We start from the raw sequence: 10,340 nt of genomic DNA, 5'->3' as shown, positions 1-10,340 counted from the left end.
CCTCCCTGACCCTCCCCCACAAGGGGGGAGGGAGCGCAGATCGCACGGGGTACCCGGCCGACGTTGCCTCCTCACCTCTAGGAGCAGTGGCATGACCGCCCTGTCTGCCCTGATCCGCCGGGACATCCGGATCGCGCTCCGCGTCGGCGGCGGGGCGTTGATTGGCGTGCTGTTCTTTCTGACCGTGGTGGTGCTGATGCCGTTTGCGGTGGGGCCGGATCTGGCACTGCTGTCGCGGCTCGGGCCGGCGATCCTGTGGCTGGGGGCGCTGCTGGCGAGCTTGCTGACGCTGGACCGGCTGTTCATGGCCGACCACGAGGACGGCTCGCTCGACCTGATCACCATGAGCCGGACCCCGCTGGAACTCGCCTGCGCGTCGAAAGCGCTGGCGCATTGGCTGGCCGCCGGCCTGCCGCTGATCGTCGCAACCCCCGTGCTCGGCCTGCTGCTCAACCTCGACATGGTCGCGACCGGCGCGGTGGCGCTGACGCTGCTCGCCGGCACCCCGGCGCTGACGTTTACCGGGATGATCGGTGCGGCGCTGGCGGTGACGCTGCATCGTGGCGGATTGCTGATGGCGGTCCTGGTGCTGCCGCTGTCGATCCCGGTGCTGATTTTCGGCGTCGCGGCCTCGCAGGCGGTGATCGTCGGACCCATGACGTTCGGCGCGCCGTTCTCGATCCTGTGCGCGCTGTCGCTGGTCAGCCTCGTGATCGGCCCCTTCGCGGCCGCGGCGAGCCTGAAGCATGGACTGGACTGAGATGGACTGGACTGACCTTGACCCCGATCAACTTTCGCTGCGGACATTCGTGCTGATTGCGTGAGCGCTTACCTGTGATTATCAGGATACCATGACGCTGATCGACCTCGCCAACCCCACACGGTTCCTCGCGCTGACGGCGCGGCTGCTGCCGTGGCTTGCGGCCGCGACAATCATCCTGCTCGCGATCGGGCTCTATCAGTCCGCCACCGCGCCCGACGACTATCAGCAGGGCGCGACAGTGAAGATCATGTTCATCCACGTGCCCAATGCCTGGCTGTCGATGTTCGTGTGGGGAGTGATGAGCATTGCCTCCCTGGGCACGCTGGTGTGGCGGCATCCGCTCGCCGACGTGGCCGCGAAAGCGGCCGCCCCGATCGGCGCCGCCTTCACCTTCCTCGCGCTGCTGACGGGCTCGCTGTGGGGCCGACCGATGTGGGGCACCTATTGGGAATGGGACGCGCGGCTGACCTCGGTGCTGATCCTGTTCCTGATGTATCTCGGCCTGATGGCGCTGTGGCGCGCGGTCGACGAGCCCTCCCGCGCGGCACGCGCCGCCGCCGTGCTGACGCTGGTCGGCGCGCTCAACCTGCCGATCATCAAGTTCTCGGTCGACTGGTGGAACACGCTGCACCAGCCGGCCTCGGTGATGCGGATGGGCGGCTCGTCGCTCGACAAATCATTCCTGATTCCGCTGCTGGTGATGGCCATCGCGTTCACCCTGCTGTTCGTCACGCTGCATCTGGCTGCGATGCGCAACGAAATTTTGCGTCGGCGCGTGCGGTCCCTGCAGATGATGCAGGCGAGCCGTGTGGCGTTTTCAGACGTCGGCACCGGCTCGCGTGAAGGCAGCACGTCAAAAGAAGTGGGGGCTGCATGATCATGTCGCTCGGCCCCTACGCGTCCTTCATCGTGACATCCTATGCGGCAGCCGGCCTCGTGGTCGTGATCCTGATCGGCTGGATCGTGCTCGATTACCGGAGCCAGACACAGCGCCTGCGCGAGCTCGAGCGCAGCGGCGTGACCCGCCGCTCCGGCCGTAGCGCGACGGATCGGCCATGAGAGATCGAGCATGAGCGAGCAATCGACGTCCGCTCCGCCGCAGCGCCGCACCTTCCTGATGGTGCTGCCGCTGATCGCCTTCATCGGCCTGGCGCTGCTGTTCTGGTTCCGGCTGGGCAGCGGCGATCCCTCGCGGATCCCTTCCGCGCTGATCGGACGGCCCGCGCCGCAGACCACGCTGCCGCCCCTCGAGGGATTGCAGGCTGACAACGCGCAGATCCCCGGCCTCGATCCTGCTGCGTTCAAGGGCAAGGTCAGCCTCGTCAATGTCTGGGCGTCCTGGTGCGTGCCGTGCCACGACGAGGCGCCGCTGCTGACCGAATTGGCAAAAGACAAGCGCTTCCAGCTCGTCGGCATCAACTACAAGGATGCCGCCGACAATGCGCGGCGCTTCCTGGGGCGCTACGGCAACCCGTTCGGCCACGTCGGCGTCGACGCCAACGGCCGCGCCTCGATCGAGTGGGGCGTCTATGGCGTGCCCGAGACTTTCGTCGTCGGCCGCGAAGGCACCATTGTCTACAAGCTGGTGGGACCGATCACGCCGGACAATTTGCGGACGGTGCTGTTGCCGCAGATGGAAAGGGCGTTGAAATAGCCACCGTCATTGCGAGGAGCCCTTGCGACGAAGCAATCCAGCATCCCTCCGCGGATAGATTCTGGATTGCTGCGCTTCGCTCGCAATGACGAGCTGAGAGAGCGCTACCCCTTCCTCACATCCCCCGCCTCGGCCTCGCTGGCTTCCAGCGACGCCGGCTCGAGGTGATAACGCTTGGTCAGCGGCATCTGGGCGATGGCGAAGATCATGGTGATCGGCGTGACACCGAACACCTTGAAGTTGACCCAGAAGTCGGTGCTCTGGGTGCGCCAGACGATCTCGTTCAACACCGCCATGCCGGCGAAGAACAGCGCCCAGCGCAGCGTCAGGATGCGCCAGCCCTGCGGCGTCAAATTGAACATCTGGTCGAACATGACGGCGATGAAGGAGCGGCCGAACAACAGGCCGCCGCCGAGGATCGCGGCGAACAAAGCGTAGATGATGGTCGGCTTGAGCTTGATGAAGGTCTCGTCGTGCAGCACCAGGGTCAGCGTGCCGAACACCAGCACGATGACGCCTGTCACGATCGCCATGATCGGAATGTGGCGCGTGACCACATAGGAGGCGATCATCGCCGCGACGATCGCGACCATGAAGGCACCGGTTGCCGCGAACAGATTGAACTTCGCATTGACGAAGAAGAACACGAGCAGCGGGCCGAGCTCGGTCGCAAGCTTGAACAGCGGGTGCGGCTGGGTCTTGTCCATTCTTCAGCTTTCGATTCCGGCAATGGCGCGGGCGAAATCGCGCGCGGTGAATGGCGCGAGATCGTCGACGCCTTCGCCGACGCCGATGAAATGCACCGGCAGTTTGAATTTTTCTGCGAGCGCCACCAGAATGCCGCCACGAGCGGTGCCGTCGAGCTTCGTCATCACGAGGCCGGTGACCCCGGCGGTGCGATGGAAGGCCTCGACCTGCGATAGCGCGTTCTGGCCGACGGTGGCGTCCAGCACAAGCAGCACTGCATGCGGCGCGGTCGCGTCCACCTTGCGGATGACGCGCACGACCTTTTCGAGCTCGTTCATCAGCTCGGCCTTGTTCTGAAGCCGCCCGGCGGTGTCGATCAGGAGCACGTCGATGCCCTGCTCCTTCGCGGCCGTCAGCGCGTTGAAGGCGAGGCTCGCCGAATCCGAGCCCTGCGCACCTGATATGACGGGCGTCTTCGTGCGTTCGCCCCAGACCTTGAGCTGCTCGATCGCCGCGGCGCGAAACGTGTCGCCGGCGGCCAGCATCACCTTGCGGCCTTCGGACGCGAATTTTTGCGAGAGTTTCCCGATGGTCGTGGTCTTGCCGGAGCCGTTGACGCCGACCACGAGGATGACGAACGGCTTCTTGCCGGCGTCGATCTCGAGCGGCTTCGCCACCGCCGCCAGCACCTTCTCGACTTCGGTCGCGACGACGTCCTTGACCTCGTCCGCCGAGATCGCCTTGTCGTAGCGCCCCGTGGCGACGGCGTCCGCAATCCGCACCGCGACCGAGGTGCCGAGGTCGGCGCGCAGCAGCACGTCCTCGATGTCGTCGAGCATGGCGCGGTCGAGCTTGCGCTTGGTCACGAGGTCGGCGACCGCGGTCCCGAGCGAGGACGAGGTGCGCTTCAGCCCGTCGGACAGGCGGCGCCACCAGCTCAGCTTGGGGGTCTCGGAGGTGGTATCGTTCATGGTGGCGGTGTGTTAGCCGTTCCGGCTCCCAAACGAAAGTCTTGACCGAAAGTCTCGCCGAGAACGAAAGTCTTGCAATTGCTCGATGTTCCCGAATTGACCGCCGATGAAATCCTCGCGCGCGTGCTCCATCGCGACGGATTGATGCTGGTCATCGACAAGCCGGCCGGCCTGCCGGTGCATCGCGGTCCCAAGGGCGGCGCCAATCTGGAAACCTCCTTCGAAGCGCTCCGTTTCGGCCTGCCGCGGCCGCCGGTGCTGGCCCACCGGCTGGACAAGGACACTTCCGGTTGCCTCGTGCTCGGCCGCCATCGCAAGGCGACGGCCTCGCTTGGCCTGCTGTTCAAGCATGGCAAGATCGGCAAGACCTACTGGACCATCGTCGAGGGCGGCCCCACCGAGGACGAAGGCACCATCGACATGCCCCTCGGGCGGTTGAACGCCGAGCGCGGCTGGTGGCAGAAGCCGGACCCGGAGGGCCAGAAGGCCATCACAAACTGGAAGGTGATGGGCCGGGGTAACGGCCTGACCTGGCTCGCCATGGAACCGGTAACGGGACGAACCCATCAATTGCGGGTGCATGCGTCCGCGACCGGCTGGCCGATCTTCGGCGATAACATTTACGGCAACGGCCCGCGCTTCGGCGAGCCGAAGCTGCACCTGCATTCCCGCGAGATCGTGGTGCCGATCTCCCGCAACAAGGAGCCGGTCCGCGTGGTGGCGCCGGCCCCGCCCCACATGCACGAGCGGCTCCGCGCCTGCGGGTGGAACGGGGAGTAGCCCAACTGCTCGCCCCTCATGGTGAGGAGGCGCGTCAGCGCCGTCTCGAACCATGAAAGGCCCGCATCTCGCTCGCGGCCATCCTTCGAGACGCCCGCTTCGCGGGCTCCCCAGGATGAGGAACAGTGCCCGCCACGCTCCCTATAGTTTACGAAACGTTCAGTGCTCGTCGCTAATGATAATTGTTGCTTAGAACAAGCTTCCGTCAATCTGCTCAGGACGAGCTGCGCGTCATGTCCACGGCCGAGTTATCGATCATCGACGAGGTCGAGTCCGCGCTTCGGACTGGCTCGGCGGAAAAGGGCCTGGCAACCGCCCGCCGCGTCACCGACCTGTTCCTGTCCTCCGCCGGCAGTTTCGACGACGAGCAGATCGCGCTGTTCGACGACGTGCTCGATCGCCTGATCGGCACCATCGAGCTCCGCGCCATCGCCGACATGGGTGCGCGCGTAGCGCTCGCCGAGATCAGCGCGCAGCTCGCGCCGATCGCGCAGGCACCGCCGTCGGTCATTCGCCGCCTCGCCAACAATGACGAGATCCGCATCGCCGGTCCCGTGCTGCAGGAATCCGCGCGCCTTGATGACGGCGCGCTGGTGCAGATCGCATCGAGCAAGGGCGAGCCGCATCTGCTCGCGGTCGCCGGACGCTGGTGGCTGAAGGAGATCGTCACCGATGCATTGCTGGCGCGGCGTTATCCCAGCGTCAGCCGGCGGCTCGCCGCCAATCCCGGCGCGCGCGTTTCCGGCAACGGATTCGCCGTCATCGTCGGACAGGCCGAGGCCGATCCCGAACTCGCCGTCAGCGTCGGCGTCCGCGTCGATCTGCCGTCGGACCTGCGCCGACAATTGCTGCGCTCGGCGAGCGATGCCGTGCGGACCCGCTTGTTGTCGCGCGCGCCGCCGCACCTGTTCGAGGAGATCCAGACCGCGATCGCCGCCGTCACCGTCGGTGTCGAGCGCGAGATGTCGGGGGCCCGCGATTTCGAAGGTGCCAAGCGCGCCGTCGCAGGCCTCAAGGCGGCCGGCCAGCTCAACGAAGCGACGCTGCTCGGTTACGCCACGCAGCGGCGTTATGAAGAAGCGGTGGCCGCATTGGCCGCATTGTCGGGATCGACCGTCGAAGTGATACGCCCGCTGATGCAAAGCCTGCGCGAGGACGGCCTGTTGGTGCCGTGCAAGGCGGCGCAGCTCAGCTGGGAAACCACCGCCGCCGTGCTTCAGAGCCGCTTTGCGACCGGCGCGATGAAGCCGCCCGATATCGCACGGGCTCAAAGCCATTACGCGCGCATGACCCCGGAGAATGCGCGGCGGACGCTGCGGTTCTGGCAGGTGCGCGCGTCTTAAGGTATGCGTTTTGGGCCGCGCTGCGCCCTCCGCCGTCGTCCTGGCGAAAGCCAGGACCCATAACCACCGAATTCAGTTTGGCGAAGACTTGTAGTTGGCAATTGCGTGCAACAACCTCTCCTTGGGGTAATGGATCCTGGCTTTCGCCAGGACGACGTTGGGGATGCAGTTGTGGAATGACGGCAAATTACGTCGTCAGCCGCGCGCCATCACGACCGGCGATCCGCAGCGGCACGACACTGCCGATACGCTCGCCGGCAATCGCCACCGGCAAATAATGCTCCGTCCGCCCCTGACCGTCGCCCTCGATCAGCACCTCACGCGTGGCGCCGATCTCGGCTTGCAGCCGCTGCAGAAGCGCGGCCTCACCGGCCGAGCGCAGTCGTTTCGCACGCTCCTTGATTGCACCACCCGCCACCTGCGGCATTCGCGCGGCCGGCGTGCCGGGACGCGGCGAATAGGGGAAGACGTGGAGGAACGTCAGGCCGCATTCCTCGACCAGATCGAGCGAACGCGAGAACATCGCCTCGGTCTCGGTCGGAAAGCCCGCGATGATATCGGCCCCGAACGCGATGTCCGGACGCAGGCGGCGGACCTGGTCGCAGAACGCGATGGCGTCGCCGCGCGTATGCCGCCGCTTCATGCGCTTCAAGATCATGTCGTCGCCGGACTGCAGCGACAGGTGCAGATGCGGCATCAACCGTGAATCCTCGGCGATGGCATCCAACAGGTCGCTATCCGCCTCGATCGAATCGATCGAAGAGATGCGCAGGCGCCTCAGCTCAGGCACATGCCGCAAGATCTGCTTCGTCAGCATGCCGAGTTTCGGCGTGCCCGGCAGGTCAGCGCCGTAACTGGTGAGGTCGACGCCCGTCAGTACGATCTCGGCATGGCCGCGCGCGGCCAATGCCCGGACCTGATCGACCACGGCGCCCATCGGCACCGAGCGCGAATTGCCGCGGCCATAGGGAATGATGCAGAAGGTGCAGCGATGGTCGCAGCCGTTCTGCACCTGGACGAAAACGCGCGGCAGGCCGCTCGCAAAGCCGTCGATCAGATGCGGTGCCATCTCCTTCACCGCCATGATGTCGCTGACGGCTATTTTTTCGCTCGCACCGAGATCGAACGCCGCACGCGCCTCGCGCCACGCAGACGACCGCATCTTGTCGTCATTGCCGACGACGCGGTCGACTTCGGCCATCTCGGCAAACATGCCGGTTTGCGTCTGCGCCGCGCAACCGGTGACGACGATGCGCGCTCCCGGCCGCTCGCGCTTCAATTTGCGGATCGACTGCCTCGCCTGCGCCACCGCCTCGTTGGTGACGGCGCAGCTGTTGATGACGATGGTGTCGGAGAGTCCCGCGCCTTCCGCCTCGCGGCGGATCACCTCGGCCTCGAAGGCATTGAGGCGGCAGCCGAAGGTGACGATGTCGACGGTCATTACCCGACCGGCGCGAACAGCGCGGGATCGAAACTGCCTTCATATTCGAAGGTCGCCGTGCCCGTCATCAGCACGTGATCGTCGCGCTCGCGCCATTCGATGCCGAGCTTGCCGCCGGGCAGCGTGATCTCGACATTGCGCTCGGCGCGCTTCAGCCGTGCGGCCGCAACCGCCGTGGCACAAGCGGCCGAGCCGCAGGCCTTGGTCAGGCCGGCGCCGCGCTCCCAGGTGCGGATCGTGATGTGCTGGGGATCGACGATATGGGCGAGCGTGATGTTGGCGCGCTCGGGGAAGATCGGATGGTTTTCCAGCAGCGGACCGAAACGCTCGAGATCGTAGGCGTTGACGTCATCGACCCAGAAGATCGCATGCGGATTGCCCATGCTGACCACCGAGGGCGAATGCAGGATCGGATTGTCGATCGGGCCGATCTGCAATTCGATGTAGCGGGTGTCGCGGAATTCCTGGTCGAGCGGAATGTCCTGCCAGCCGAATTTTGGCGCGCCCATGTCCACCGTATAAAGATCCGGCGCCGGACCCTGCCAGGCGTTGAGCAGGCCCGCGGCCGTCTCGAACGTTGCATTGCTCTGGCCGGTCTTCTCGAAAACGCGCCGCACCACGCAGCGCATGCCGTTGCCGCAGGCGCCGGCCTCGGAGCCGTCACTGTTGTAGATGCTGATGAACGCTTCGGTGCCGTCGAAGCGCGGCTTCTGCAGCACCATGAGCTGGTCGTAGCGCACGCCGCCACGCGCCGATGCCACCGCGCGGGCATCGTCCGGGGTCACCTTTGAGGCGGAATCGCGCATGTCGACAACGACGATCTCGTTACCGATGCCGTTCATCTTGGCAAATGCGTGGTTGGCCAGCGCGCTCATGAAAATTCCCGAATTTCGCCTGCCTTATATGGCGATCCTTGGCCCTCTTGGCCAGTGATTTGCCGCCGAGTGCCAAGACCTCTGCCATGACGCATCTGTCATGGGACGAATTCGGCGCTCGCGTGTTAGAACCGCGAAATTCGCGCGATCCGGGACATGCGGCCGGGTTAAGGCCTCGGGGACGTAAGGCCTTGGCGGATAAGCTATTGGGGAGAATAAAAATGTTCAGGTTTCGTCGTCTCGCTTTGGCCGCGCTGATCCCGGCAGCGGCCTTGTCGTTTGGTCTGTCCGCCACGCTGGCCCAAACGCCGAGCCCGGCACCGGCCGCATCAGCGAGCCCCTCGCCGGCCCTCTCGGCTTCGCCCGCCCCGGCGGCAAGCGCCGCACCCGTGGCCACGCCATCGCCGGCGGCCAGCGCCTCGCCAAGCCCTGCAACGCCCCTTGCGCCCTCGCCCGCAGCCAGTGCCTCACCCAGCCCCGCCGCTCCGCCGCCCGCTGCGGCCGCGACGCCGGCTCCCGTGCAGACGGCCGATCCGTTCGGCCAGGAAACCACGCTCGAGCCCAAGAAGGTCGTGATGGTCAAGGGCACTGCCAATTGGGACTCGGCCTTCGACACGCTGATCAACGCGTTCAAGGCGCTGAACACACTTCTGGACAAGCAGGGCATCAAGCCCGCCGGCAATTCGATGATCGTCTACACCTCGACCGACGATACCGGCTTCACCTTCCTTGCCGAGATCCCGGTCGAGCAGGACCCGAAGAACCTGCCCAAGGACATGAGCGTCGGCAAATCGCCGGAAGGCAAGGCCTTGAAATTCGTCCATCGCGGCTCCTACGACAACATGGACAACACCTATGAGGCGATCACCAATCACCTCGACGACAAGAAGCTGGAAGCCAAAGACACCTTCATCGAGGAGTACCTCACCGATCCCCTGAAGACGGCCGAGGACAAGCTCGTGATCAATGTTTTTGTGCCGCTGAAGTGAGACCGATGAAAAAGCCTGCCAGCCTTTTGATGACCTCCCTTGTTACGTCCTTTGCCGCCGCACTGCTGGCAACGCCCGCGCTCGCCGACGATTTTCCGTCCGCGATTTCGGTGAGCGGCGAGGCCACCATCTCCGCCGCGCCTGATCTCGCGCAGATCGACGCCGGCGTCGCCAACGACGCCAAGTCTGCGAAGGAAGCTTCCGACGCCAACAACGCCGCGATGGGCAAGGTGCTGCTGGCGCTGAAGGGCACAGGCATCGACGAGAAGGATTACCAGACCTCGCGGCTGTCGCTGCAGCCGCAATACGGTCAGAACAAATCCACCGGCGCCTCGCCCGTGGTCGGCTTCCGCGCCTCAAACCGCGTCACCGTGAAGATCCGCGACGTGACCAAGGTCGCCGCCATCATCGACACGCTGGTCGGCGCCGGCGCCAACGATATCGGCAACATCTCCTTCGAAGTGACGCAGGCCTCGAAATTGCTCGACGATGCCCGCGAGAAGGCTGTCGCAGACGCCCGCCGCAAAGCGGAGATCTACGCCAAGGCCACCGGCGTCACGCTCGGCGCGCCGCTCAGCGTGTCCGAAGGCGGCGCCCCGATGCCGCTGTTCAAGGGACGCATGGCCGCAGCTCCCATGGCCGCAGGCGGCGCGGCCGTTGCGCCGGGCGAGGAAACGCTGGCGGTGACGGTGAATGTGAGCTGGGCGATCAAGCAGGGGCAGTAGGCCGTAAGAGGCACACTGCGGCGCCAATCTCAGGCGTCGTCCTGGCGAAAGCCAGGACCCATTACCCCAGGGAGAAGTTGTGGCGCGAAGCTGGAAACCACGAGTCTTCGCC

Annotated in this window: 12 protein-coding genes; 8 read left to right on the top strand and 4 right to left on the bottom strand. The window is 65.5% G+C overall.

Annotation, left to right across the window (positions count from 1 at the left end):
- Positions 1–91 precede the first annotated feature (91 nt).
- The 4 genes from ccmB (at position 92) to AC0L2J_RS34165 (ending at position 2,417) form a co-directional block, all read left to right on the top strand.
- Positions 92–760: a heme exporter protein CcmB gene (ccmB, locus tag AC0L2J_RS34180; RefSeq protein WP_007604305.1), complete on the top strand. Its 669-nt coding sequence runs from the start codon at positions 92–94 to the stop codon at positions 758–760.
- Positions 761–851: 91 nt separating this feature from the next.
- Positions 852–1,640 (top strand): heme ABC transporter permease, encoded by a 789-nt coding sequence (locus AC0L2J_RS34175; protein ID WP_473248777.1) that lies wholly within the window; start codon positions 852–854, stop codon positions 1,638–1,640.
- On the top strand, positions 1,637–1,822 hold the full coding sequence (gene ccmD, locus AC0L2J_RS34170) for a heme exporter protein CcmD (RefSeq protein ID WP_247284927.1): 186 nt from the start codon (positions 1,637–1,639) through the stop codon (positions 1,820–1,822). Before AC0L2J_RS34175 ends, ccmD begins: the two co-directional genes overlap by 4 nt.
- 10 nt (positions 1,823–1,832) lie before the next feature.
- A complete protein-coding gene (locus AC0L2J_RS34165) occupies positions 1,833–2,417 on the top strand; it encodes a DsbE family thiol:disulfide interchange protein (RefSeq protein WP_473248778.1) in 585 nt (194 codons plus the stop codon).
- 104 nt (positions 2,418–2,521) lie between these two features.
- Here the strand turns inward: AC0L2J_RS34165 and AC0L2J_RS34160 are convergent, their stop codons facing one another.
- Both AC0L2J_RS34160 and ftsY read right to left on the bottom strand, forming a co-directional pair.
- Complete coding sequence (locus AC0L2J_RS34160; RefSeq protein ID WP_007598838.1) at positions 2,522–3,124, bottom strand: septation protein A; 603 nt, start codon at positions 3,122–3,124, stop codon at positions 2,522–2,524.
- A 3-nt stretch (positions 3,125–3,127) separates the two neighbouring features.
- The gene (ftsY, locus tag AC0L2J_RS34155) at positions 3,128–4,075 is read right to left on the bottom strand and encodes a signal recognition particle-docking protein FtsY (RefSeq protein ID WP_473395902.1); all 948 of its coding nucleotides are present in this window, start codon (positions 4,073–4,075) and stop codon (positions 3,128–3,130) included.
- A 78-nt stretch (positions 4,076–4,153) separates the two neighbouring features.
- On the opposite strand from ftsY, the gene AC0L2J_RS34150 reads away from it, so the two are divergent.
- Both AC0L2J_RS34150 and AC0L2J_RS34145 read left to right on the top strand, forming a co-directional pair.
- Entirely contained in the window at positions 4,154–4,855 is a 702-nt protein-coding gene (locus tag AC0L2J_RS34150) for an RluA family pseudouridine synthase (protein ID WP_473395903.1), read from the top strand.
- Between the two features lie 233 nt (positions 4,856–5,088).
- Positions 5,089–6,198: a DUF2336 domain-containing protein gene (locus AC0L2J_RS34145; RefSeq protein ID WP_473248780.1), complete on the top strand. Its 1,110-nt coding sequence runs from the start codon at positions 5,089–5,091 to the stop codon at positions 6,196–6,198.
- 187 nt (positions 6,199–6,385) lie between these two features.
- On the opposite strand, the gene mtaB is transcribed toward AC0L2J_RS34145, so the two are convergent.
- Both mtaB and dapF read right to left on the bottom strand, forming a co-directional pair.
- The gene (mtaB, locus tag AC0L2J_RS34140; protein WP_473395901.1) at positions 6,386–7,639 is read right to left on the bottom strand and encodes a tRNA (N(6)-L-threonylcarbamoyladenosine(37)-C(2))-methylthiotransferase MtaB; all 1,254 of its coding nucleotides are present in this window, start codon (positions 7,637–7,639) and stop codon (positions 6,386–6,388) included.
- Entirely contained in the window at positions 7,639–8,514 is an 876-nt protein-coding gene (gene dapF, locus AC0L2J_RS34135; RefSeq protein ID WP_473395900.1) for a diaminopimelate epimerase, read from the bottom strand. The genes mtaB and dapF overlap by 1 nt, the downstream gene beginning before the upstream one ends.
- A gap of 221 nt (positions 8,515–8,735) precedes the next feature.
- Between dapF and AC0L2J_RS34130 the strand changes: the two genes are divergently transcribed.
- Both AC0L2J_RS34130 and AC0L2J_RS34125 read left to right on the top strand, forming a co-directional pair.
- The gene (locus tag AC0L2J_RS34130; protein ID WP_473395899.1) at positions 8,736–9,503 is read left to right on the top strand and encodes a GyrI-like domain-containing protein; all 768 of its coding nucleotides are present in this window, start codon (positions 8,736–8,738) and stop codon (positions 9,501–9,503) included.
- Between the two features lie 5 nt (positions 9,504–9,508).
- Positions 9,509–10,228 (top strand): SIMPL domain-containing protein, encoded by a 720-nt coding sequence (locus tag AC0L2J_RS34125; protein WP_473395898.1) that lies wholly within the window; start codon positions 9,509–9,511, stop codon positions 10,226–10,228.
- Positions 10,229–10,340: the final 112 nt, after the last annotated feature.

This window comes from Bradyrhizobium sp. MV1.5 (assembly GCF_055807615.1).
This window is presented reverse-complemented; position numbering and strand designations above follow the sequence as displayed.

Coding starts and splice junctions, on each gene's coding strand:
- ccmB (WP_007604305.1), top strand. CDS start 92: ATGACCGCCCTGTCTGCCCTGATCCGCCGGGACATCCGGATCGCGCTC.
- AC0L2J_RS34175 (WP_473248777.1), top strand. CDS start 852: ATGACGCTGATCGACCTCGCCAACCCCACACGGTTCCTCGCGCTGACG.
- ccmD (WP_247284927.1), top strand. CDS start 1,637: ATGATCATGTCGCTCGGCCCCTACGCGTCCTTCATCGTGACATCCTAT.
- AC0L2J_RS34165 (WP_473248778.1), top strand. CDS start 1,833: ATGAGCGAGCAATCGACGTCCGCTCCGCCGCAGCGCCGCACCTTCCTG.
- AC0L2J_RS34160 (WP_007598838.1), bottom strand. CDS start 3,124: ATGGACAAGACCCAGCCGCACCCGCTGTTCAAGCTTGCGACCGAGCTC.
- ftsY (WP_473395902.1), bottom strand. CDS start 4,075: ATGAACGATACCACCTCCGAGACCCCCAAGCTGAGCTGGTGGCGCCGC.
- AC0L2J_RS34145 (WP_473248780.1), top strand. CDS start 5,089: ATGTCCACGGCCGAGTTATCGATCATCGACGAGGTCGAGTCCGCGCTT.
- mtaB (WP_473395901.1), bottom strand. CDS start 7,639: ATGACCGTCGACATCGTCACCTTCGGCTGCCGCCTCAATGCCTTCGAG.
- dapF (WP_473395900.1), bottom strand. CDS start 8,514: ATGAGCGCGCTGGCCAACCACGCATTTGCCAAGATGAACGGCATCGGT.
- AC0L2J_RS34130 (WP_473395899.1), top strand. CDS start 8,736: ATGTTCAGGTTTCGTCGTCTCGCTTTGGCCGCGCTGATCCCGGCAGCG.
- AC0L2J_RS34125 (WP_473395898.1), top strand. CDS start 9,509: ATGAAAAAGCCTGCCAGCCTTTTGATGACCTCCCTTGTTACGTCCTTT.